Raw genomic sequence first — 21,469 nt, forward strand, 5'->3', positions numbered from 1 at the left:
GCGCCGCCGGCCCGCCCACGCGCCCCCCCCCCCCGCCCCCGCCCCCCCGCGCGCCGCCGCCCCCGCCCCCCCCCCCAGGGACCTGGGCCGTTGGGTTCTGCTGTTACTTCGAGACGGTGACGTCCACGTTGTGGATACCGGGGCCCTCGGGCCGCAGTTCGGACGTGCCGTTACCGGACGACGACAGCGCACGCAGGGTCCAGGTGCCCGGGGCCGCGAAGAAGCGGAAGTCACCGGTTCCGGAGGCGACGACCTCGGCGGTGAAATCACCGTTGCCGTCGAGCAGCCGCACGAATGCGCCTGCCACGGGCTCGCCGTCGGTGCCGAGAACACGGCCGGTGATAACCGTTTCCTTCTCCACATCGACGCCGGCCGGGATGGCCTGACCTTGGGTAGGTGCTGCACACATGGTGGTTACTCTCCCAACTCGATAGGTGCGCCGACCAGCGAACCGTATTCGGTCCAACTGCCATCGTAGTTCTTGACGTTCTGGTGGCCGAGCAGCTCCTGCAGCACGAACCAGGTGTGCGAGGAACGCTCGCCGATCCGGCAGTAGGCGATGGTGTCCTTGTTGCCGTCCAGGCCGGCGTCGCCGTAGATCTCGGCGAGTTCCTTGTCGGACCGGAAGGTGCCGTCCTCGTTGGCGGCCTTGCTCCACGGCACGTTGATCGCGCTGGGGATATGGCCGGGCCGCTGGCTCTGCTCCTGCGGCAGATGCGCGGGAGCCAGGATCTTGCCGGAGAACTCGTCGGGCGAGCGCACGTCGACCAGGTTCTTGGTGCCGATGGCGGCGATGACCTCGTCGCGGAACGCGCGGATCGTGTTATCCGGTTCGGCGGCCTTGTACTGGGTGGCCGGACGGCTCACCTCGTCGCGCGACAGGGGGCGCCCGTCGAGCTCCCACTTCTTGCGGCCGCCGTCGAGCAGCTTGACGTTGTTGTGGCCGTACAGCTTGAAGTACCAGTACGCGTAGGCGGCGAACCAGTTGTTGTTGCCGCCGTAGAGGACCACTTCGTCGTCGTTGGCGATTCCGCGCTCCGAGAGCAGGGTGGAGAACTGCTCCTGGTTCACGAAGTCACGACGAACCTGATCCTGCAGGTCCTTCTTCCAGTCGAGCCGGACGGCGCCCTCGATGTGTCCGCCTTCGTAGGCGGTGGTGTCCTCGTCGACCTCGACGAAGACGACGCCGGGGGTCTTGAGATTCTCTTCGGCCCAGTCGACGGAGACCAGGACATCGGAGCGAGCCATTTGTTTCCTTTCAGTGGTGACTAGCGATCAGTTCAGTTCGATGCGGGGGACAGGGAGCGGGGAGCCAGCCGGGTGGCCAGCGGGTACAACTGGCAGCCGAGGCAGATCCCGAACGCGGCATTGAGGAATGCCGCGAACAAAGCGAACCCGGCGAAAACCGCGCCCACTACCGAGGCGCCGAGCAGGAAGCCCAGCACGCTCACGGCCGCGAATACGAAGCCCAGGAGCTGGGCGAACCGCAGCGGCGGGGCGGGCTCGGTCTCGGTGACCGGACCGAGACGCGGTGCGACCAGCCGGGCGTAGAGCAGGCCGTACGGGTGGCGGCGCGGGCCCAGTGCCGCGCCGAGCGCGAACACCACGGCCTGCACCGCGATGAGAACCGCGGCGGCCGGTGTGACGACCGCCGCCAGCAGTAATACCGAGATCAGGACCGCTGTGGTGACCCACGCGCCGAACCGGGGGCCACGGATATCGACCTGCCCGGTGGCGGATTCCCCGCCGCTTCCGGAAGTGGTGATAGAGGACATGGACGAAACTCCTGCGCTCGAACTGTTCGGCGGATTTCGGCCGGTTCGCCGGGGGATGAGATCGCTCGCGCGACGAACCGTGGTCGGCGTCAGGAAATGACCCGACCGCTCAGCGGCACAGGCAGCAACAACCACCGAGGCGGCACAGATCGACTGTGCGGCGACGGGTGAGCATCAGCTCGCGGTGGGATTGCACACCGCGCAGTCTACCCAATCCCGGCGAGGTTCGAGCGGGTAGGGGGTGATCACCTGGTCAGGCCCCCTTACTACCCGGAGACTCAGCGCATTGATCCCGCTGTCAGCGGGCTGAGCGCGCTGCGGAGATCGCTGGTCTTGGGCACTCCCGAGATCCGGAATCGTTCCCGGCCCTCGGCATCGAAGACGAAGGTGGTGGGCAGCGATAGAACGTTCAACGCCCTGGCCAGATCCGGATCCGCATCGATATCGAGTTCGATATCGCGCGGCGGCTGGGGTGAGTCCGCCAGATCACGAGTGGCATCGGCTACGACCCGGCGCACCGCCTCGCACGGCCCGCACCAGTCCGCGGAGAAGTGGAGTACCGCCGGCCCCGATCCAGTGACCCCGGCGGCCAGGAGCAGATCGTCGCGTGTGGCCGTATCCCGATCCAGTGTGGCCGGAGCTGTGCGTACCGTGCCCTCACGGTGGCGCAGGTAGAGGCCTACTGCCAGCCCTGCCAGCAGCATCACCGCCAGAATGGTGATCTCGATCATGGTCGCCGCAATCTGTTCAGGTCGATCGTTACATCTTCACCCCGGCCCTCCACCACGATATGGCCGCCCAGGGCGGTGACCTCGGTGGGCTGGATGCCGAACGGGAGTTCCTTGGTATCGATCGTACGGGTGAACATCGCCAGCACCGCCGGGATATCCGCTTCGTCGACCACCGGTTGCGACGGTACCGGCGAGATCTCTTCGGAATACAGGCCGGTGGCCACGATGCGTACTTGGTCACCGTCGAGCAGCAGATCCGCCGCGACGCTCACCCGTTCTCCGGGGAAACTCGCCCCCTGCGCTCCGCCAGGCGCCGCGGGCAGTGTTCCCGTCAGCACCAGGGCACCCGCGGTGGTCATTCCCGACCCACCCGAGCCGCCGGTTCCGTCGGATTTGTCCGCGGGCCGCGAATGCACCTCGAGGTCGGGGATACCGAACAGGCGGCCGAGCTCGGTCGGCGCGACCCGCATCCGGACATTCACCTGGTCGACCGGCAGACTGCGCACCCGGCCGTCGACGAGATCGCTCAGCGGCAGCCGCATACCCTTGAGGGTCGCTTCGAGGGCGATCTCGCCGGGAATATCGGCTCGCACGCTGTCGGCGTTGACCTCGATATTGTCGTAGCGGCCTTCGAACGCCTGCCGCAGGAACGGGAACCCGTGAAAGGTGACTTCGGGGTCGGCGCTGAGCTCCGCACCGACCCGCAGCGATCGGGACACTCGATACTCCGAATATGCGGCCGCGCCGAAATCGGCAACCACTGCCACGCCGGCCAGGCAGAGCAGTCCGATGATGAGCTTCCGCATGTCATGCACCCTAGTGGACGCCGCTGTGCCCATTGCGCGGCCTTCGGTGTCGCAGGGTCGGGGCGCTGTCTCTGTTACAGGGGCTGTTGATACCGCCCGACTCCGCTATCGCCCGACTCCGCATCTATTGCGCCGTCTCCGGGGCGCGGGGGTGTTGGCCCTGCTCTCGGGGTAGACCGTTGACTCTGGTCTCGGGGTAGACCACAGACTATTCGTGAGCTCGGGGTAGACCTTTCCGTGAAGGGGCGGGCTGTGTTTTTGGAGCCGCTCCGCGGCTCGAGGGCGGGGCCCTGTTAACCCGGTTCTTCACTCCCGGCGCTCAGTCGCTGCGCTCCTTCGCTCTGGTCGCTCCAGAACCGGGCGGGCCCCGCCCGAAAGGGTGGGCCTTTCAGGACCAGAAGTCCGAGGCTGGGGTCAGGTAGTGGATTTTGTCCAGGTGGTCGGTTGCTGCGACGAGTGAAGCGGAGGATTGTCCTGGGTTCGGGATATCCGTGATCGGTGGCCCGGTCTCGTGCGCCGGAGGCCGCGCCATAGGCGCTGAAGCCGACATCACAGCTACATGCAGCGCGTCCGAGCCCGCATGACGGCCGATCCGGCAGATCCACCGAGTGCATGCGATACACCCGTTTCCCTCCACATCCGGCGGGTCTACCCCGTCGGGCGGGGTTAATAGGGCCCCGACCCGCGACGCCGGAGGCGTCGCAATATATACAGCGCGCTAATCTTGCAGCGATTACTGTGGATGAGCAACGTGGCGACGGCGACGAAGCTGGCTTTCGCGTAGCTACGAGATGGGAGGAGTGCCGTGGAGCTGCTCCTGCTGACTTCCGACCCCGACCCCGATTCGGTTCTGCCCTCGCTATCGCTGCTCGCGCACAATGTGCGTCCCGCACCGACCGAGGTGGCATCGTTGCTCGAGGCGGGTACGGCTGACGTCGCGCTGGTGGATGCCCGGACCGATCTGGCTGCCGCGCGCGGCCTGTGCCGGCTGCTCGGCAGTACCGGCTCGTCGGTTCCGGTAGTCGCCGTTCTTACCGAGGGCGGCCTGGTCGCGGTGAACGCCGACTGGGGTCTCGACGATATTCTGCTGCCCGGTACCGGCCCGGCCGAACTGGACGCGCGGCTGCGCTTGCTGGTCGGCCGTACCGGTGGTGCGGCCAGTCCGGAGAACACGGGCAAGATCACCCTCGGTGAGCTGGTGATCGACGAGGGGACCTATACCGCGCGGTTGCGCGGCCGTCCGCTCGACCTCACCTATAAGGAATTCGAGCTGCTGAAGTACCTCGCCCAGCATGCCGGCCGGGTTTTCACCCGCGCCCAGCTGCTGCAGGAGGTCTGGGGGTACGACTTCTTCGGCGGTACTCGCACGGTCGATGTGCATGTGCGGCGGTTGCGGGCCAAGTTGGGCAGCGAATACGAATCGCTCATCGGCACCGTCCGCAATGTCGGTTACAAAGCCGTCCGCCCCGCCCGGTCATCGAACAAGGGCGATGCCGATTCCCGTACCGCGAACGGTGAACGCGACGGTGCCGAAGAGGATTCGATGGCACCGGTCAACGGCACCGCCCAGTGAGCGGGGATCCGATGTCCGACCTCGAATTGCGTTGGGTCGATGGCCCGCTCGACGGCCGCGGCGATGAGGTGAGCGCTCTGCTGGGTGCCGCCGCGGCTGCCGACGGTGTCGCGCCGGTCTCCGAACAGGGGCTGCTGGCACTGCGCGGGGATTCGCCCACACGTCATCTGCTGGCCCTGTGGGGCGGTGCGGTAGCCGGTTACGCGAGCCTGACTCCGGCGCACGACGAGCACCCCGCCATGGCGGAGGCGGCGGTAGCCCCCGCGCAACGTGGTCACGGTATCGGCCGGGAGCTGGTGGCTGCCGCGCTCACCGCCGGTGGTGCGGAAACCCGGATCTGGGCACACGGGAAACTGCCTGCTGCGCAGGCGGTGGCCGGCCGGTTGCATCTGGTCGCCGCGCGCGAACTCTGGCAGATGCGCCGAGCTCTGGCGACTCCTGAGCTACCGGGTGTGACGATTCCGGACGATCTGGTGGTGCGCACCTACGCGGGCCCTGCCGATGATGCCGAATTGCTCCGGGTCAACAACGCGGCCTTCGATTGGCACCCTGAACAGGGCGGGTGGACCGATGCCGAACTCGTGGCGCGGCGCGCGGAATCCTGGTTCGATCCGGCCGGTCTCTTCCTGGCCTTCGCCGCGGGAGAACCGGATCGGTTGCTGGGATTCCACTGGACCAAGATCCATCACGACGAGAGCCCGCCGGCGGGTGAGGTCTACGTGGTCGGAATCGATCCAGCCGCGCAAGGGCGCGGACTCGGCCGGTTGCTCACACTGATCGGTCTGCATCACCTGCGGGACGCAGGTTTGGGTGAGGTGCTGCTGTACACGGAGGCGGACAACACTGCCGCGGTCCGGACCTACACCCGGCTCGGTTTCACTCCGGCCCATATCGATATCGCCTATTCGGCTCGGGGATAAGACCCCGTAGTTCCCTTGCGTGGCCGCCGGGCCGGGCGCAGGCCGCGGTCCGGTCGCGGGTGGCCGAGTGGATCACGGTGGTCGCCGGAGCGTGCGGTGAGTAACAGCGCGGCAAACATCACACATATCGGGCGCTATAACGCCACCCTGTTCACCTTCCGTTCACTCGCCCTGGTCCGGCTGTCTACCGACGGGACCTAGGTTGATTCTGGGCGGTCGTGGGCCGCCTGGTGTGCAAGTTCCCCGCGGACGGCCGCACCATCACACCGCCCGGGCCGGTGAGGGACCGGGCGAGTAGGACGTATCCGGAGGACTGGAGTGAATTTCAAGCGCAGCAGCGCCCTCGTGGGCGTACTCGCGGCCGCGATTCTGCCGTTGTCTGCCTGTGGCAGCGACGACAACGCGGCAACGACCGGTGTCGAAGCCAATTCCGACGTCCAGTGCGGCGGCAAGGAGGCGCTCAAGGCCAGCGGCTCGTCGGCGCAGAAGAACGCCGTCGAGCGTTTCACCGCGGCCTTCGAGACCAACTGCGACGGCCAGACCCTCAACTACACCTCCAGTGGCTCTGGTGCCGGTGTGAAGGAATTCCTCGGCGGCCAGACCGATTTCGCCGGCTCCGACTCCCCGCTCAGCGAGAAGAAGGGTGAAGTCGCCTCCGCGGCACAGCGTTGCGCTTCCCCGGCGTGGAACCTGCCGACCGTATTCGGCCCGATCGCCATCACCTACAACGTCAACGGTGTCACCGATCTCGCGCTCGACGGCCCGACGATGGCCAAGGTCTTCAACGGCACCATCAAGACCTGGGACGCCCCCGAGATCAAGGCGCTGAACCCGGACGCGCAGCTGCCCGCGGAGCCGATCAAGGTCATCTACCGGTCGGACGAGTCCGGCACCACCGACAACCTGCAGCTCTACCTGGATGCCGCTTCCGACGGCGCGTGGGGCAAGGAAGCCGGCAAGGTCTTCAACGGCGGCGTCGGTGAAGGCGCCAAGGGCAACGAGGGCACCTCGGCCGCGGTGAAGTCCACCCCGAACTCCATCTCCTACAACGAGTGGTCGTTCGCCAAGGCGCAGAACCTGTCCGTCACGCGGGTCGTCACCTCCGCCGGCCCGGAGCCGGTCGAGCTGACCTCCGCGACGGCCGGTAAGGCCATCGACGGTGCGAAGATCAAGGGCGAGGGCAACGATCTGGTGCTCGACACCTCGTCGTTCTACAAACCCACCGAGACCGGTGCCTACCCGATCATCCTGCCGACCTATGAGATCGTGTGCTCGAAGTACGCCGACGGAGAGGTCGCGACCGCGGTCAAGGCGTTCCTGCACTCCGCGATCAGCAACGGTCAAACAGGTCTGGAGGACAACGGATACGTCCCGATCCCGGAACAGTTCAAGACCAAGCTGACCACGGCGATCGACGCCATCTCCTGATAGCGCGAAAATGACAGTCAACCCAGAGGTGGCCTCCGCAGGCTCGTCCGCCGGGACGAGCCTGCGCAAGGCCGGAGACACCGCATCCATGTCGAGCGAACCGAACAAATCGCCATTACGCACCGAAGGTGGCGGAGGCGGCCGGCGGGCCGAAATGGTTTTCAAATCGCTGGCCGTGGCCGCCGCCGCGATCATCGTGGGCTCGATCGCGCTGATCGCGTTGTTCCTGCTGATCCGTGCGGTGCCTTCGCTCGGGGCTGACCAGGTGAATTTCTTCACCAGCACGGAGTTCAACACCGGCGACGCGGACAACCTCCGCTTCGGTATCCGTGACCTGTTCATGGTTACGGTGTTGAGCTCCGCGTTCGCGCTGATCATCGCGGTGCCGATCGGTGTCGGTATCGCCTTGTTCCTCACCCGCTACGCGCCCAAACAGCTGGCCCGCCCCTTCTCGATGCTGACCGATCTACTGGCCGCCGTGCCGTCGATCGTGTACGGCCTGTGGGGTCTGCTGGTCCTGGCGCCCTATCTGAAACCGCTCCAGCAGTTCCTCAACGACAATCTGGGCTGGTTCTTCCTCTTCGCCGACGGCAATGTGTCCATCGCCGGCGGCGGCACGATCTTCACGGCCGGCGTGGTGCTGGCCGTGATGATCCTGCCGATCATCACCTCGGTGGCCCGGGAGGTGTTCGCGCTGACCCCGATGGCGCATATCGAGGCGGCGCAGGCGCTCGGCGCCACCAAGTGGGAGGTCGTGCGGATGACGGTGCTGCCCTACGGGCGCAGCGGCGTGATCGCGGGCTCCATGCTCGGCCTGGGCCGGGCGCTCGGTGAGACCATCGCGGTGCTCATCATCCTGAAAACATCCGCGGACGCGGGTGGCTGGTCGCTGTTCGACGGTGGCTTCACCTTCGCATCCAAAATCGCCTCGGCCGCTGCCGAATTCAGCGCGCCCCTGCCGACCGGTGCCTATATCGCGGCGGGCTTCGTGCTCTTCGTGCTGACCTTCGTAGTGAACGCGCTGGCCCGGTTCGTCGCAGGCGGAAAGGTGAACGGCTGATGAGCACCATGACCAAATTCGATCAGCCGATCAAGGCGCCTACCTTCCGGAACGTGAGCACCGCGCGGCGGATCAAGAACAATATCGCCACCGGGCTGTTCACGCTCTGCTTCATCATCGCGCTCATTCCACTGGGCTGGGTGCTGGGTATGGTGGTCGCCAACGGTTTCGAAGCGATCCTGTCGCTGGACTGGTGGCAGAATTCGCAGAAGGGCGTGCTGCCCGATCAGACCGGCGGCGGTGTCTATCACGCGATCTACGGCACCCTCGTCCAATCGGCTGTGGCGGCCGTTATCGCGGTCCCGCTGGGCATCATGGCCGCGATCTACCTGATCGAGTACGGGACCGGCCGTTTCGCCAAGGTGACCACCTTCATGGTCGATATCCTGGCCGGTATCCCCTCGATCGTCGCGGCCCTGTTCATCTTCGCGCTCTGGATCGCGACCCTGGGGTTCCCGCAGAGTTCGTTCGCGGTGGCCCTGGCCCTGGTGCTGCTGATGCTTCCGGTGGTGGTGCGCAACACCGAGGAAATGCTCAAACTCGTCCCCGACGAGCTGCGTGAAGCCTCGTATGCGCTCGGTATCCCGAAGTGGAAGACGATCGTCAAGATCGTTATTCCGACCGCCTTGCCGGGCATGATATCCGGCATCCTGCTCGCGCTGGCCCGCGTTATGGGCGAGACCGCGCCGGTGCTGGTGCTGGTCGGCTACAGCAAGTCGATCAATATGAATATCTTCGACGGCAATATGGCCTCGCTGCCGCTGCTGATCTACCAGGAGCTGGCGAACGCGGAAGATGCGGGGCGTCAGCGCGTATGGGGCGCGGCGCTCACGCTGATCCTGCTGATCGCGTTGCTGTACCTGGCGGCTGCGGGAGTCAACAAGTTCCTGATGCGGAACCGATAAGGCGGAAACGGAAAAATAGATGGCCAAGCGCATCGATATCAAAGACCTGAACATCTTCTACGGCAAGTTCCACGCCGTCGCCGATGTCTCGCTGAACGTGTTGCCGCGCAGCGTGACCGCCTTCATCGGTCCGTCCGGTTGTGGTAAATCGACCGTACTGCGGTCGCTGAACCGAATGCACGAGGTGACCCCGAACGCGAGCGTTTCGGGCGCGGTCATGCTCGACGGCGAGGATATCTACGCCTCCCAGGTGGATCCGGTCGGCGTGCGCCGCACCATCGGTATGGTGTTCCAGCGGCCGAACCCGTTCCCCACCATGTCCATTCGCGACAACGTGGTGGCCGGCCTCAAATTGCAGGGCGTGCGTAACAAGGGTGAACTGGACGAGGTCGCCGAACGTTCCCTGCGGGGCGCGAACCTGTGGAACGAGGTCAAGGACCGGTTGGACAAGCCGGGTGGCGGGCTGTCGGGTGGTCAGCAGCAGCGGCTGTGCATCGCCCGTGCGATCGCGGTGTCGCCGGATGTGCTGCTGATGGACGAGCCGTGTTCGGCCCTGGACCCGATCTCCACGCTGGCGATCGAGGATCTGATCACGGAGCTGAAGAAGGAATACACGATCGTCATCGTCACCCACAACATGCAGCAGGCGGCGCGGGTGAGCGATAAGACCGGGTTCTTCAATCTGGAAGCCCAGGGCAAACCGGGCCGGCTGGTCGAGATCGACGATACGGAGAAGATCTTCTCCAACCCGGGCGAGAAGGCCACCGAGGACTACATCTCCGGCCGCTTCGGCTGAGCCACCGGCAGCACCGACGACGAGAAGCCCGCGGGAACGATTCCCGCGGGCTTCTCTGTCTCGTCGTACAGGCCGAAATGCCTCGTGTCGCCACCTGATCCGCGGCTGCCGCTGCACTGCCCATCTCAGGTGAGGCCAGCCGAGTCATTGCTGCTTCCAATATATTTCGATATTCTGGCTGAGGCAGGGGGGAGAAAAAAGATGACACGACCTCTGCGAAATCTGTTCGAATGAAAGAGGATTCGTGATGGCAGTACGTTTACTCACCAGTGGATTGCTCGGTGTGGCCACGATTGTGGCCGCGGCGTTGCTGGCCCCGCAGGCTGCGGCTGTGCCGGCAGAACCGTGCAATGAGTTCACCGTTGGCAGCACTCGCGATGAGGGCGCGACGAAATGGCTGTGCTACTCACATGGCCAGGGCCGATACGAATGGATCGTGGCCCGATAGCCATACCGGATCAGGTCGAAATCTACGCTGTCGGCAACTGGCAATCCGTCGGCACGTAACCCGATTCCGATGATCGGCCCCGCCCGATACCACGCGGGTTTCAGCGACCTCCGCAGCGCCCAGGAATTCTGGGCGCTGCGGAGATAGTCGTTTCTGTACCGGCCGGCTACGACTCCCGCGTCTACCCAACCGGGAACGGTCCATCCCGGCCGACGGCGGGCCGGCCCGGCCGCCGCGGAATCCGGCAGCCGAACCTGGGCCCGGGTCTAGACCTCGGTGTCTTCGTCGGACGGCAGTTCGCCGGTGACCAGAAAAATCACCCGGCGGCCGATTTCCACGGCGTGGTCGGCGAAGCGCTCGTAGTAGCGGCCCAGCAGGGTGACATCGACCGCGGCCGCCACTCCGTACTTCCATTCACGGTCCATCAGCAGGGTGAACAGGTGGCGATGCAGATCGTCCATCGCCTCGTCGTCCTGGTTCAGTTGCGCCGCGCGGTCGGGATCACGGGTGTCCAGCACCTCCTGGGCTCCACTGCCCATGCTGACCGCGATCCGGCCCATCTCGGCGAAGTAGCCGTTGACCGCCTCCGGAAGGGCATGGTTGGGGTGCCGGCGACGGGCCACCTTGGCCACATGCAGGGCGAGAGTACCCATCCGGTTGACGTCGTTGACGATCTGGATCGCACTGACCACCTGGCGGAGGTCTCCGGCGACCGGCGCCTGCAGCGCGAGCAGAGCGAACGACTTCTCCTCGGCGTCGGCGATCATCTCGGCGATCCGATCACCCTCGCTGATGACCTGCTCGGCCAGGGGCAGGTCGGCCTGGAGCAGAGCCTGCGTTGCGCGATCCATGGCCGAACCGGCAAGGCCGGCCATTTCGCCCAGCAGGTGGGCGAGATCGGCCATTCGCTCGTTGTAGATGACACGCATGAAACAGAAGACTAGTTCGCAGTACTGTCCGCGTCACCAACACCGGGTTAATAACGCGGTCATCGGGCCGTGCGGGCACGGTCTACTGCACGGCGCAAGGATCGTCTCCGGCGTTCACATGCTCGAGGTCCGAGGGCAGTTCCGCCGGTGCCGTGCTGGCGGGCGGCACATTGGTGATCGGGCTGCCGACCGGCGTCGGATCGTTCACCACCTGCTGGTAGTTCTCGCCCAGGACCAGCTCGACGATACTGTCCAGTGAATCGTCGACCTCCATGGTTGCCCCGGGTACCGCGCTCGCGACCGTCGCGGCCTCGGACTCGTGCCCGGTGGTGTAGCGCACCTTGGTTTCGGGCGCGTTCCCCTCCGTGTAGTTGCCGACGTTGTAGATGTTGAACCCGGTATTGGCCATCTGGCTCGCGGTTGTATTGGCCAGGCCCTCGATTCCCGAACCGTTGGAGACCAGGAGCGAAACGGTGCTCGGGTCGACCGCGGTGAGCGACGGGGGAACGGGAGCCGCCGAAACCGGTGGTGGAGCCGGCGCGGTCTTCTCGCCGGGCAGTGGCTGATCGTCGCGGATCGCCTGGAAGATCGCCTGGATATCGGCGGTGCGGGGGATCTCGTTGCCGCTGGAGGTGGTGCCCGCGGTGGGAACGGTCAAGAAGGTCACCGCCCCCGACTCCAGGTCCTGCAGTGACCGGCCGAGCATCAGCAGATCGTTCGGCTGGACCCCGTCGACGAAGGTCGCGTCGGTGAATGCCTTGATGAAGCCGTTCAACTTCCCGGCATCCAACATGACTTTGCCGGACAGCGCGCCGCGCAGCAGCGAGGCCAGGAACTTCTGCTGGCGGTTGATCCGGTCGTAATCGCTGCGCTCTTCGCCGTAGACGTGGCGAGCACGTACATATTTCAGCGCGGTGGCGCCGTCGATGCGGTGGCGGCCGGCCTCCGGAATGATGGTGCCGAGCATCCCGTCTTCGAGCGGCTTGGATACACACACTTCGACGCCGTCGACCTTGTTCACCATCTGTTCGAAGCCGGCGAAGTCGATCCCGATGAAATGGTTGATCGTGCTGCCCGTCAACCGCTGGATGGTGGACAGCAGACAGCGGGGGCCACCTGCTGCGTACACGGCGTTGAGTTTGTCGCTCATGGCCGAGTCGAGGGTTTCTTCGGTGTATCCGGGCTTGCTGTTGTCCCAGCCCTTGCACTCCGGCCGCGTTACGTCCAGATCGCGCGGGAACGATACGACCACCACGCGCTGGCGGTTCTTCGGAATGTGCACCAGCATCGTTGTGTCCGCGCGGGCGCCCTCGGCATCTTCCACGGTGCCCGCACCGACGTCGGCGTTGGCGCCGGCCCGGGTGTCGGTGCCGACGATCAGATAGTTCTCGTCACCGAGCTGCGCCTGCGCGTCGATCACATTGTCTTCGTTCTCCGCGAGGGCGGAGACCTGGGTGAAGCTGTTACCCGTGGCGCGCAGGTAGCTCCAGCCGCCACCGGTGATCAGCAGCGCCAGCACCGAGAGGAACGCGACCCCCGCGCGCCCGGCCATGCGCATCCGCTTCTCGCGCCGCGACCGTGCGGTCGACGGTGACCGACGTTTCGGCTTGCCGACCGTCTGGGCTTCGGCGGGTCCGGAAGTGGGCCAGCCGCCGGTATCGGTCCGGCCGCCGATCCGGGAGCCGCCCGGCTCGTCCTCGTCGAGGGGCGACAGCACATCGGTGGCGTTGTCGTCGGTTACCACCAGCTTGGCGCGCTTGTTGCCGCGAAGTGTGCTGCGTGATTGCCGGGAGCGTTTCGCGGCCTGGTCACCGTCCGGTCGCGGTCCGCTGTGCGCCGGGTCCGGCTGCTGGGGTACCGCGGTGGTGGGTCCAGGTTCCGCGGCCGGGGCCACGGCCGGACGCTGTGCGCTCGGTGGCCGGTTCCGGGCCGGTTGCGCCGGTACGGCCGCCCGGCCCTCGGTAACCGGGCGGGATGCGGCTCGGCCGGGAGGTTGATCACCGCCGGCGTGGGGCCCGGCGTCCGCGGGGCGGGCCGGCGGACGAACGGGTCCGGCTTGATTGCCGTCGGCGCGCGGGGCCGGTGGCACGGCTGCCCGGCTCTCGGTCGCGGGCCGGGGTGCGCCCCGGCCGGGCGGGAGATCGCCGGCGGGGCGGGCGGGTGGCCGAACCGGTGCGCCCTGCTCGGCCTCGCCGTGCGGGGTGGGCCCGACGGTCGGCTGAGCCCGGGAAGTGGGTGGTTGGGGCCGGTCGGGACGTCGCGGATCCGGCCCGCCCGGTGGTGGCGCCTGCCGCTGCGGCGGCCCGGGTTGGGCGGGGGGCGCTCCCTGCGCGGGTGCCGGGGGCCCGGGCTGCCGGGCCGGTGCCGCGGCGGGCCGGGCGGGGCCGGCCGGGGGACGAGCCGCCCGGGCGGGCGGTGGAGCCCCCGGGCCGGGCTGGTCCGGTCCGGTCCGCTGATCCGCGCTCTGGCGTGGGGCCGGGCCCGCCGGCCGCGCCTGGCGGTCCGGCGGCGGCTGTCCGTGGGCGGGCGGTGACGCGTGCCGACCCGTATCGGCCGGACGACGCCGGGCCGTGCGTTCGCTGTCCACGCGTTCGACCAGGTCCTGCACCGTCAGAGGTGCCTGATCCGCCTGCGGCGGCGGCTCGGGTTGCCGTTGCCGCCGTGCCCCTCGTGCGCCGTCCATTTCGGGGGGCTCTGCCGCAGGATATCGCTCCCACGGTGCGCGACCTCCGGGCCGTGGTGAACGCCCGTTCCGATCGTCACCCACCAATGAACCTCGCTCTTCCGCAACTCGCTGCCGCCACAGCCGTGCTCGAAAGGCTGTAACGGGATTCCGCAATGATAACGATTTCGCCACTGAGAGCCACTCGGGCGTCACGAGTGGATGTCGGCGAGGGTAATGCTGGAAAGTTGCCTGAAGCTATGTTTTCATGCGCCGAGCGGCCGTTTCGGCTATCCGGAGTTTCGGCGTGTCGGTTCGGTCACCCGCCACTGTGCATCACATCGGCCGCGGCCGGGACGGTCCCGTCGTCCGGATCGTCGAGCCATCCGTGCGGCAGCGCGACCTTCCCCGGGGAGCCTTGGCGCCCCCGCGGTCCTTCGGCGTCCGGGGGGAACGGCACGGCGGGATCGAGTTGCGCGATCAACCCGTCGAGCTCGCCGAGCGTGGACACCGTGGCGAAGCTGCGCCGCAGTTCGGCGCCGAGTGGAAAACCCATGAAGTACCACGCCATATGCTTGCGAAGATCGCGCATACCCTTGTCCTCGCCGTGATGTTCGGCGAGCAGTCCGGCATGGCGGGCCAGGATCTTGCCGACTTCGCCGAGTGTCGGCGGGGTCGGGGCGGGTTCGCCGCGAAGTGCGGCGCTCAGTTCCCCGAACAACCACGGCCGCCCCAGGCAACCGCGGCCGACGACGACCCCGTCGCAGCCGGTTTGTGCCATCATCGCGACCGCATCGCCCGCGCTGAAAATATCCCCGTTGCCCAGCACCGGGATGGTGGTCACCGCCTCCTTCAGCCGCGCGATGGCCGACCAGTCCGCGGTTCCGGAGTAACGCTGGGCGGCAGTGCGGGCGTGTAGCGAGACGGCCGCGGCGCCCTCGGCTTCGGCAATCCGCCCGGTGTCGAGCCAGGTCCGGTGTTCGTCATCGATCCCGATGCGGAACTTCATGGTCACCGGAACTCCGGCCGGTTCGGCGGCCCGGACCATTTCCCGGACGATCGCGGCGAAAAGGTTCCGCTTGTAGGGCAGGGCTGCGCCACCACCGAGCCGGGTCACCTTCGGCACCGGGCAGCCGAGGTTCATATCGATATGGTCGGCCCAGCCCTCACCGACGATGATCCGCACCGCTTCGCCGAGCGTCGCCGGGTCCACGCCGTACAACTGCATGGACCGCGGAGACTCGCCCCGGTCGAACGACATCATGTGCAATGTCTTCTCGTTGCGCTCGACGACAGCGCGGGCGGTGATCATCTCGCAGACATAGATGGCCGTCGGACTACCGAACTCCCGGCACAGCTTCCGGAAGGCCAGATTGGTGATTCCCGCCATCGGGGCGAGCACAACCGGCGGATCCACCGGGTAGGGGCCGATCCGCAAACCTGTCTCCTGTTCCACCTCTGTCTGCACGAGGTCCTATTTTCCCTGTTACAGCCGGGGTAGTCACTATCGGGTGCCTCACCGTAGGCCCGTGACCACACGGTCGCCGGGGATATAAGGGGCAGATGGCAGAGGCCGGTCGCGGTGTGATCTGCTGTGCATTCGAGATGGGTGCCGGTCGGTGTTGCCACGGGCCGGCGCTAGCCTCATCTGCGTCGAACCACTGGGAGTTCGCGGCCCGACCCGGGCCGGTGACGACCGGCGGAAGTGTGGACCCTGAGTCCGCCAGGGCAGCCGACCCGTGCTGCCGGAGGCGACGTAATCGAACCGCCGCGGCGATACAGATATGAACCGCCGCCGGGCGACGCAAATCAACACAGCAGCGACCGGCCGGCGGAGTGAACCCGGTCACGCGGGCCGCCGTCGGAATGACATCGGCGGCCACCTGTTCCGCCGAACAAACCCTCCCGGGAGCGCATCGAACCGCGGGCGAACGAAAGAGACGACATCACCATGGCAGACCAGACCGAAGATTCCGGCGAGAAGTCGAGCGAAGCCGCGGGCGACGAGACCGTTTCTCCCGGCAAGAAGACTGCGGCGCAGCAGCAGCCCGCTGCCGGCGACCGCCGGGGCACCGTATCGATCCAGGTGTCCAGTCTGGTGCGCGGCGTACTGATCGCCGTCCTCGCCGTGGTGGCGATCGTATTCGCCGTCCTGTACTTCACCGCGCGCGGTGAGCTGGCCGATCGTGACGAACACGCCGCGGACAACAGCCACGCCGAACAACTGGCCACCGACTACGCGATCGGTGCGGCCACGGTGAACTTCCAGGATCTCGACGCCTGGATCGCCGCGCTGAAGACGAACACCACCCCGCAGCTCGCCGGAAAGTTCGACGAGACGGCGCCGAAGCTGGAACAGATCCTGGTACCGCTGCAGTGGACATCGACGGCGACCCCGATCACCGCCAAGGTGATGTCGGAGCAGGACGGCGTGTTCAAGACGAACGTTTTCGTCAACGTGACCTCGACCAACGCCCAGAACCCGGACGGAACACAGACAACGGTCACCTATACGGTCACGCTGGACGAGAACGCGGGCTGGCAGGTCACGGATGTGGGCGGGGTGGACGGGGCACTGCCCACCAACTGATGGTGTGAGCCCGGTCCGCGGCTGCACTGGTCTACCGGGATCCGGCCGGCGTCGTGGCTGAGTGCGTTCGTGAACCGGTTTCATGCGAACCGTGGCTTATCCGTCTCCGGGCGCACGGGGTGTTGTGCTCTGCGTCCGACGCCGAAAACAACGAACCGCCGGGGTAACCCGGCGGTTCGTTTGGTTCTGCTGGTTGCTCGGCGGTCAGCTGGATGCTGTGGCCAGGGACTTCTCGCGTTTGGCCGCTTCGCGGGCGAGCATGCGGTCGCGCTGTTCCTCGAACTTGACGACGTCCTTGGACAGCTTGTCGAGGAAATTGCCCAGTCGTTCCCGCGTCTGTTCACCGTGCGCGGTGAAGTCGGTACGGCCGAAGATATTCCACTTCTTGAGGACGGGCTGAACGACCTCTTCCAGGTGCTGGCGCAGATCGTAGATGCCGTGCTTGGCCATCAGCACACCGTTGCGCCGGAAGTTCGGCATACCGGCACCCGGCATCTGGAAATTCTCCAGGATCAAGGTGATCGCGTCGAGCGCCTGGTCGGGGCAGAGGTCCAGGGCCGCGCCGCACATATTGCGGTAGAAGATCATGTGCAGGTTTTCGTCGGCGGCGATGCGTTGCAGCATGCGGTCGGCGATGGCGTCGTCGCAGACTTTGCCGGTGTTGCGGTGGGAAACTCGGGTGGCGAGTTCCTGGAAGGTGACGTACGCGACCGAATGCAGGAATCCGGCGTCGGCTTCGGCGGGGGAGGCGAAGCCGTTCGTCATGTGGACCATGCGTGCTTGTTCGAGTGCGACGGGGTCGACGCCGCGGGTGACGACGAGGTAGTCGCGCATGGCGATGCCGTGGCGGTTTTCTTCCGCGGTCCAGCGTCCGACCCAGGTGCCCCAGGCGCCGTCTTGGGAGAAGTTCTCGGCGATCTCGCGGTGGTAGGAGGGCAGGTTGTCCTCGGTGAGGAGGTTGGTGATCATGGCCGCTTTGGCGACTTCGTTGAGCGAGGACTGTTCGGGTTCCCAGTCCACGCCGCCGAGGGCGGCGAAGTTGCGGCCTTCGTCCCACGGGACGTAGTCGTGCGGATGCCACTCTTTTGCCAGGGAGAGGTGCCGGTTGACGTTCTGCTCGGCAACCGGCTCCAACTCGGTGAGCAGCTCGAGTTGAGTCAGATCCCTTGCCATGTGATCAAGCCCTTCATACGTTGCGTTCGTGCGGGTCACCTGATGTAGACCGTTGCCGATGCGGCCCTACCTTACGGCACCGTAGGTGTGATGCGAAACGCATCCGACGGACAAAAGTGCACGGTGGTGCACGACTTTCCCGCCACCGGCCGTCACACCGATTCTATGACCCGAAACTGGGTTATGGGCATATCGACCCCTGTCCCAATTGTGTTAGCGGAGGTGGGAAGCAGCACATTCCCGGGGTGCGGGGTGCGCCGCTCCGGCGGGGCAGCGGGGGCTCGTGCTGCTGCTCACGGACGTCTTTCCGGGCTGCGCCGGCCGTCGCCGGGGTGTGCGCTACGGGTGGGCCGAAATCGTACGGGGCGACTCCGGTCACAGTGGTAACGGGGTAACCCTGGGGTAAGTCACAGGATGGTCACGAATGCTGTCCGCATCGGACAATTTCTACTGCCGATCCCGGTGACAAAGACGGGCGCCCGGCCGTGGGGCCGGGCGCCCGGGTGTGCCCCCACCAGGGCTCGAACCTGGGACCTGCGGATTAAAAGTCCGTAGCTCTACCAACTGAGCTATAGGGGCGCGGGCGCAAGTGTACTGGGAATGATGCGCTATTCCGTAATCGGGTGGTTACGCTGGTGCTTTCTGTCACTCGGGCGAGTTGGAGCGTGTGTTCCACGACCCGGCTGTGGTCGCCGGGACTCCGGTGTCGGGCGAGGTCGGGCGCCTTCGCGGTCGGCTCCGCCCGCCTTGGCGGCTGTAAACCATACCTATAGGTATCGAAATACGGTACCTCTGGCATTGTTGATACAACGGGTAGCACGATACGATCCAAATATGTTGGATACCAATGCCTTTGGATCGGTAAAGGCAGAGTTCTCGCAAATATGGGGTCCCGGGGCGTATTTCCCGGAGTGTCGGCGGCGGGTTGCCGCTCATGGGTGGGACGGTATGTGCCGGCCGATGGGAGTGGCCGGCTGAACTCCGGTTCGAAACCCGCTCGTGTGGATGAACATCCGGTCTTACCCGTGGTGTTTCGCTCTGGCGTCCGGGGCTTGGTGAACCGCGGTGTGTTCGGAAAAGCCGGGTCGCGAAATGATAGCTCGCTCTATCGGTTTACCGCGTGTCGGTACCCGTTTCCGAGTACCTTGAAGATTCAGCGAATTCGGGGTGTCTCTTGGGTCGACACTGCGGGAGGCGAATCGGGGACGAGGTACAGCGCAACGGAGTTGCCCGGATGCGCACCCCCTGCGGCGCACCCGGGCGTTCGAATTATACCAGCCGGTGTGTTTCCTCCCTGCTCTGGGTTTCAAACCAAAAGTTCGATACAGGTCAATAAACCGACCAGAGGTCGGATACAACAGGATAAGTCCGCACCATCGGCTCGCTCGTCAAAAGCAGATGATCGGTCGCGGGCATTCCGCAGGTGGAAATTCCGGCGGATGCACAAGGCTTCGGAGGCGTTTCGAGCATGGCACGGCAGCAAGAGCGGGCCCGTCGGACACGGGCAGCAATTATCCGGTCCGCCGCCGTTGAGTTCGGGAAGAGCGGCTACGCCGCGGCTTCGCTCAACCGCATTTTGGAAGGGTCGCGAGCGACCAAGGGCGCCATGTACTTCCATTTCGATTCGAAGGAAGATCTGGCGCGAGCCGTACTCGACTCCGCCGTCGAACGATACAGCCACACCATCGACCGCTGGCTCGTTCGCGTGGAACTGGGACCGCTCGATATTCTGCACGGCGTCCTGGACGAACTGGCATTGCGGCTCGAACACGACACCATCGTTCAAGCCGAATTCCGTCTGGTCGTCGACCCGGGTTTCGGTCAGCAGAATCGCGGGGGCTGCCGGATGCTCTCCTCGACCATCCGGAGCCTGGCTGTCGGGGCGATCGACCAAAGGCAGCTGTGTCCCGATACCGACCCCGACCGTTTCACGCGCACGCTGGCCGGCGCGCTGATCGGCCAGCGCTACATCGTCGACGCGCATATGGGCGGGCCCGATCTGCGTACGCGCTTCCAGGAGTCGTTGGAGATCGTGGTGCGGGCGAGTTGTACGACGGAGTGGTCGGAGAAGTTCGGGCAGCACGGGTGGCGTGCGCACGCTCATCTCGATGACCTCGGTTCGAGTACCTGACCAGCTGATTTGGGAATTGTGCGCACCCTGACATAAGCTATGCGAGCTCCCAACGGATAGCCGTTGAAAAGCCGGTCCGGAGAAATCCGGGACGAGCCCCCTTCGTCTAGCGGCCTAGGACGCCGCCCTTTCAAGGCGGTAGCGCGGGTTCGAATCCCGTAGGGGGTACGACCTATGAGAGTAGGTCGCACAGAGCAAGGCCCTGTGGCGCAGTTGGTTAGCGCGCCGCCCTGTCACGGCGGAGGTCGCGGGTTCGAGTCCCGTCAGGGTCGCCAGTGGATGCCGGAGCGATCCGCCATCCATCGGATGGCATTCGTTCCGGGTGCCTGCGGCCAGGTAGCTCAGTTGGTACGAGCGTTCGCCTGAAAAGCGAAAGGTCGCCGGTTCGATCCCGGCCCTGGCCACATCAACCCCCCTGATCGCCCGCGATCGGGGGGTTTCTGTTCGTCCGGACCCAGCGTAAGTGGAATGCTGGGGGCATGGCCGAACGGTGGTACTACTGCTTGAAGCATCAGCGTGCCGAGCGCGGACGCCAGTGCTGGTTCCGCGACCGGATGGGACCCTACCCGGATCGTGCGACTGCCGAACGCGCGCTCGAGATAGTACGGCAGCGCAATGCGGCACAGGACGCGTCGGACCAGGCTTGGCGCGAAGGGCAATGAGGTAGCGGTACGCCCCGGTGGTGGCCGTTTCGACCGGTGCGCTGCGGCTGCGGGTATGCGGTTGGGCTACCGTTCACAGGTAATACGTAGCGACGCTCGCGGCACATGGATCGGCTGACGAGCGAGACCAGCAGGGAGGGCGACCCTTGAGGGTTACCGTTGTTGTGCCGACATACAACGAGCGGGACAATCTGCCGGTTGCGGTGGAGCGGCTGACGGAGCTACCCGTGCCCGACCTGCACGTGCTGGTCGTCGACGACAACTCCCCGGACGGTACCGGTGAGGTGGCCGACAAACTGGCCGCAGATCTGCCGAACGTCGTATCGGTCCTGCACCGGACCGAGAAGGACGGTCTGGGCCGCGCATACATCGCCGGTATCACCCGCGCGCTCGACGAGGGTGCCGATGTGGTGATCCAGATGGACGCCGATCTGTCCCATCCCGCCGAGGTCATCCCTGCCATGCTGGATGAATTGACGCGACGGGGAACGGGTGTGGTGCTGGGGTCCCGTTACGTTCCCGGCGGTTCGACCGCCGCCGAATGGAAGTGGTACCGCAAGGCGCTCTCGGCCTGGGCGAACTTCTATGTCAACGCCATTCTGCGGCTCGGTATCAAGGACGCCACCGCTGGATTCAAGGCCTGGAAGGCCGATACGCTGCGCGCGATCGAGATCGAGTCGATCCGTAGCAACGGCTATTCGTTCCAGGTCGAGATGAACTATCGGGCCAAGAAGCAGGGCTTCGGCATCTCCGAGGTTCCGATCCGCTTCGAGGAACGGACCCTGGGCGCCTCCAAGATGAGCCTGGCGGTCCAGCTCGAATCCGCGCTCATGCCCTGGAAGCTGTTGTTCGGGCGGTCCCTCTGATCGGAGCCACCGGG

Annotated in this window: 20 protein-coding genes and 4 tRNA genes; 14 read left to right on the forward strand and 10 right to left on the reverse strand. The window is 65.9% G+C overall.

Going from position 1 to position 21,469, the window contains the following annotated elements; genetic code table 11:
- Nucleotides 1–103 precede the first annotated feature (103 nt).
- The 5 genes from ABZ827_RS30630 to ABZ827_RS30650 form a co-directional block, all read right to left on the reverse strand.
- Nucleotides 104–409, reverse strand: a complete 306-nt coding sequence (locus tag ABZ827_RS30630) for a DUF1416 domain-containing protein (RefSeq protein ID WP_357244346.1) — start codon at nucleotides 407–409, stop codon at nucleotides 104–106.
- 5 nt (nucleotides 410–414) lie between these two features.
- Nucleotides 415–1,248, reverse strand: a complete 834-nt coding sequence (locus ABZ827_RS30635) for a sulfurtransferase (protein WP_357244349.1) — start codon at nucleotides 1,246–1,248, stop codon at nucleotides 415–417.
- A 32-nt stretch (nucleotides 1,249–1,280) separates the two neighbouring features.
- Entirely contained in the window at nucleotides 1,281–1,775 is a 495-nt protein-coding gene (locus tag ABZ827_RS30640) for a DUF4395 domain-containing protein (RefSeq protein ID WP_357244352.1), read from the reverse strand.
- 278 nt (nucleotides 1,776–2,053) lie between these two features.
- Nucleotides 2,054–2,506 carry a thioredoxin family protein gene (locus tag ABZ827_RS30645; protein WP_357244355.1) on the reverse strand — a complete coding sequence of 151 codons (453 nt, stop codon included), beginning with the start codon at nucleotides 2,504–2,506 and terminating at the stop codon, nucleotides 2,054–2,056.
- Entirely contained in the window at nucleotides 2,503–3,312 is an 810-nt protein-coding gene (locus ABZ827_RS30650; RefSeq protein WP_357244358.1) for an LmeA family phospholipid-binding protein, read from the reverse strand. The genes ABZ827_RS30645 and ABZ827_RS30650 overlap by 4 nt, the downstream gene beginning before the upstream one ends.
- 805 nt (nucleotides 3,313–4,117) lie before the next feature.
- Between ABZ827_RS30650 and ABZ827_RS30655 the strand changes: the two genes are divergently transcribed.
- From ABZ827_RS30655 to ABZ827_RS30685, 7 genes are all read left to right on the forward strand, one after another.
- Entirely contained in the window at nucleotides 4,118–4,885 is a 768-nt protein-coding gene (locus tag ABZ827_RS30655; protein ID WP_357244361.1) for a response regulator transcription factor, read from the forward strand.
- An 11-nt stretch (nucleotides 4,886–4,896) separates the two neighbouring features.
- On the forward strand, nucleotides 4,897–5,805 hold the full coding sequence (gene mshD / locus ABZ827_RS30660; protein ID WP_357244364.1) for a mycothiol synthase: 909 nt from the start codon (nucleotides 4,897–4,899) through the stop codon (nucleotides 5,803–5,805).
- A gap of 318 nt (nucleotides 5,806–6,123) precedes the next feature.
- Nucleotides 6,124–7,233, forward strand: coding sequence for a phosphate ABC transporter substrate-binding protein PstS (gene pstS / locus ABZ827_RS30665; RefSeq protein ID WP_357244367.1), 1,110 nt, complete (start codon nucleotides 6,124–6,126; stop codon nucleotides 7,231–7,233).
- An 88-nt stretch (nucleotides 7,234–7,321) separates the two neighbouring features.
- Nucleotides 7,322–8,293 carry a phosphate ABC transporter permease subunit PstC gene (gene pstC, locus ABZ827_RS30670; protein ID WP_357244413.1) on the forward strand — a complete coding sequence of 324 codons (972 nt, stop codon included), beginning with the start codon at nucleotides 7,322–7,324 and terminating at the stop codon, nucleotides 8,291–8,293.
- Between the two features lie 8 nt (nucleotides 8,294–8,301).
- Complete coding sequence (gene pstA / locus ABZ827_RS30675) at nucleotides 8,302–9,198, forward strand: phosphate ABC transporter permease PstA (RefSeq protein ID WP_357244416.1); 897 nt, start codon at nucleotides 8,302–8,304, stop codon at nucleotides 9,196–9,198.
- A 19-nt stretch (nucleotides 9,199–9,217) separates the two neighbouring features.
- A complete protein-coding gene (gene pstB / locus ABZ827_RS30680) occupies nucleotides 9,218–9,994 on the forward strand; it encodes a phosphate ABC transporter ATP-binding protein PstB (protein WP_063125974.1) in 777 nt (258 codons plus the stop codon).
- 247 nt (nucleotides 9,995–10,241) lie between these two features.
- Nucleotides 10,242–10,442, forward strand: coding sequence for a hypothetical protein (locus tag ABZ827_RS30685; RefSeq protein ID WP_357244371.1), 201 nt, complete (start codon nucleotides 10,242–10,244; stop codon nucleotides 10,440–10,442).
- A 266-nt stretch (nucleotides 10,443–10,708) separates the two neighbouring features.
- Here ABZ827_RS30685 and phoU read toward each other — a convergent pair whose 3' ends face one another.
- From phoU to dusB, 3 genes are all read right to left on the reverse strand, one after another.
- Entirely contained in the window at nucleotides 10,709–11,371 is a 663-nt protein-coding gene (gene phoU, locus ABZ827_RS30690) for a phosphate signaling complex protein PhoU (RefSeq protein ID WP_357244374.1), read from the reverse strand.
- An 82-nt stretch (nucleotides 11,372–11,453) separates the two neighbouring features.
- Nucleotides 11,454–13,265 carry an LCP family protein gene (locus ABZ827_RS30695; protein WP_357244377.1) on the reverse strand — a complete coding sequence of 604 codons (1,812 nt, stop codon included), beginning with the start codon at nucleotides 13,263–13,265 and terminating at the stop codon, nucleotides 11,454–11,456.
- Between the two features lie 1,087 nt (nucleotides 13,266–14,352).
- Entirely contained in the window at nucleotides 14,353–15,501 is a 1,149-nt protein-coding gene (gene dusB / locus ABZ827_RS30700) for a tRNA dihydrouridine synthase DusB (RefSeq protein WP_357244380.1), read from the reverse strand.
- 483 nt (nucleotides 15,502–15,984) lie between these two features.
- Between dusB and ABZ827_RS30705 the strand changes: the two genes are divergently transcribed.
- Nucleotides 15,985–16,623 carry a hypothetical protein gene (locus ABZ827_RS30705; RefSeq protein ID WP_357244383.1) on the forward strand — a complete coding sequence of 213 codons (639 nt, stop codon included), beginning with the start codon at nucleotides 15,985–15,987 and terminating at the stop codon, nucleotides 16,621–16,623.
- Nucleotides 16,624–16,827: 204 nt separating this feature from the next.
- Here ABZ827_RS30705 and ABZ827_RS30710 read toward each other — a convergent pair whose 3' ends face one another.
- Both ABZ827_RS30710 and ABZ827_RS30715 read right to left on the reverse strand, forming a co-directional pair.
- Nucleotides 16,828–17,796 (reverse strand): acyl-ACP desaturase, encoded by a 969-nt coding sequence (locus ABZ827_RS30710; protein ID WP_357244386.1) that lies wholly within the window; start codon nucleotides 17,794–17,796, stop codon nucleotides 16,828–16,830.
- A 506-nt stretch (nucleotides 17,797–18,302) separates the two neighbouring features.
- Nucleotides 18,303–18,375: transfer RNA gene (locus ABZ827_RS30715), tRNA-Lys, on the reverse strand.
- Nucleotides 18,376–19,264: 889 nt separating this feature from the next.
- On the opposite strand from ABZ827_RS30715, the gene ABZ827_RS30720 reads away from it, so the two are divergent.
- The 6 genes from ABZ827_RS30720 to ABZ827_RS30745 all read left to right on the forward strand — a co-directional run bounded on the left by ABZ827_RS30720 (nucleotide 19,265) and on the right by ABZ827_RS30745 (nucleotide 21,455).
- Nucleotides 19,265–19,927, forward strand: a complete 663-nt coding sequence (locus ABZ827_RS30720; protein ID WP_357244389.1) for a TetR/AcrR family transcriptional regulator — start codon at nucleotides 19,265–19,267, stop codon at nucleotides 19,925–19,927.
- 95 nt (nucleotides 19,928–20,022) lie between these two features.
- Nucleotides 20,023–20,095, forward strand: a tRNA-Glu gene (locus ABZ827_RS30725).
- Between the two features lie 30 nt (nucleotides 20,096–20,125).
- A tRNA-Asp gene (locus tag ABZ827_RS30730) sits at nucleotides 20,126–20,202 on the forward strand.
- 55 nt (nucleotides 20,203–20,257) lie between these two features.
- Nucleotides 20,258–20,331: transfer RNA gene (locus tag ABZ827_RS30735), tRNA-Phe, on the forward strand.
- A 75-nt stretch (nucleotides 20,332–20,406) separates the two neighbouring features.
- The gene (locus ABZ827_RS30740) at nucleotides 20,407–20,589 is read left to right on the forward strand and encodes a hypothetical protein (RefSeq protein ID WP_357244392.1); all 183 of its coding nucleotides are present in this window, start codon (nucleotides 20,407–20,409) and stop codon (nucleotides 20,587–20,589) included.
- 146 nt (nucleotides 20,590–20,735) lie between these two features.
- Entirely contained in the window at nucleotides 20,736–21,455 is a 720-nt protein-coding gene (locus ABZ827_RS30745) for a polyprenol monophosphomannose synthase (RefSeq protein WP_357244395.1), read from the forward strand.
- Nucleotides 21,456–21,469: the final 14 nt, after the last annotated feature.

This window comes from Nocardia sp. NPDC019395 (genome assembly GCF_040632335.1).
In the GTDB taxonomy this organism is placed as follows: Bacteria; Actinomycetota; Actinomycetes; order Mycobacteriales; family Mycobacteriaceae; genus Nocardia.

Excerpts from the sequence above, each read along its gene's own strand:
- mshD (WP_357244364.1), top strand. The coding sequence starts at position 4,897 with ATGTCCGACCTCGAATTGCGTTGGGTCGATGGCCCGCTCGACGGCCGC.
- ABZ827_RS30650 (WP_357244358.1), bottom strand. The coding sequence starts at position 3,312 with ATGCGGAAGCTCATCATCGGACTGCTCTGCCTGGCCGGCGTGGCAGTG.
- pstB (WP_063125974.1), top strand. The coding sequence starts at position 9,218 with ATGGCCAAGCGCATCGATATCAAAGACCTGAACATCTTCTACGGCAAG.
- ABZ827_RS30685 (WP_357244371.1), top strand. The coding sequence starts at position 10,242 with ATGGCAGTACGTTTACTCACCAGTGGATTGCTCGGTGTGGCCACGATT.
- ABZ827_RS30720 (WP_357244389.1), top strand. The coding sequence starts at position 19,265 with ATGGCACGGCAGCAAGAGCGGGCCCGTCGGACACGGGCAGCAATTATC.
- ABZ827_RS30705 (WP_357244383.1), top strand. The coding sequence starts at position 15,985 with ATGGCAGACCAGACCGAAGATTCCGGCGAGAAGTCGAGCGAAGCCGCG.
- ABZ827_RS30710 (WP_357244386.1), bottom strand. The coding sequence starts at position 17,796 with ATGGCAAGGGATCTGACTCAACTCGAGCTGCTCACCGAGTTGGAGCCG.
- ABZ827_RS30740 (WP_357244392.1), top strand. The coding sequence starts at position 20,407 with ATGGCCGAACGGTGGTACTACTGCTTGAAGCATCAGCGTGCCGAGCGC.
- pstA (WP_357244416.1), top strand. The coding sequence starts at position 8,302 with ATGACCAAATTCGATCAGCCGATCAAGGCGCCTACCTTCCGGAACGTG.
- ABZ827_RS30635 (WP_357244349.1), bottom strand. The coding sequence starts at position 1,248 with ATGGCTCGCTCCGATGTCCTGGTCTCCGTCGACTGGGCCGAAGAGAAT.
- ABZ827_RS30640 (WP_357244352.1), bottom strand. The coding sequence starts at position 1,775 with ATGTCCTCTATCACCACTTCCGGAAGCGGCGGGGAATCCGCCACCGGG.
- ABZ827_RS30630 (WP_357244346.1), bottom strand. The coding sequence starts at position 409 with ATGTGTGCAGCACCTACCCAAGGTCAGGCCATCCCGGCCGGCGTCGAT.
- pstC (WP_357244413.1), top strand. The coding sequence starts at position 7,322 with ATGTCGAGCGAACCGAACAAATCGCCATTACGCACCGAAGGTGGCGGA.
- ABZ827_RS30645 (WP_357244355.1), bottom strand. The coding sequence starts at position 2,506 with ATGATCGAGATCACCATTCTGGCGGTGATGCTGCTGGCAGGGCTGGCA.
- phoU (WP_357244374.1), bottom strand. The coding sequence starts at position 11,371 with ATGCGTGTCATCTACAACGAGCGAATGGCCGATCTCGCCCACCTGCTG.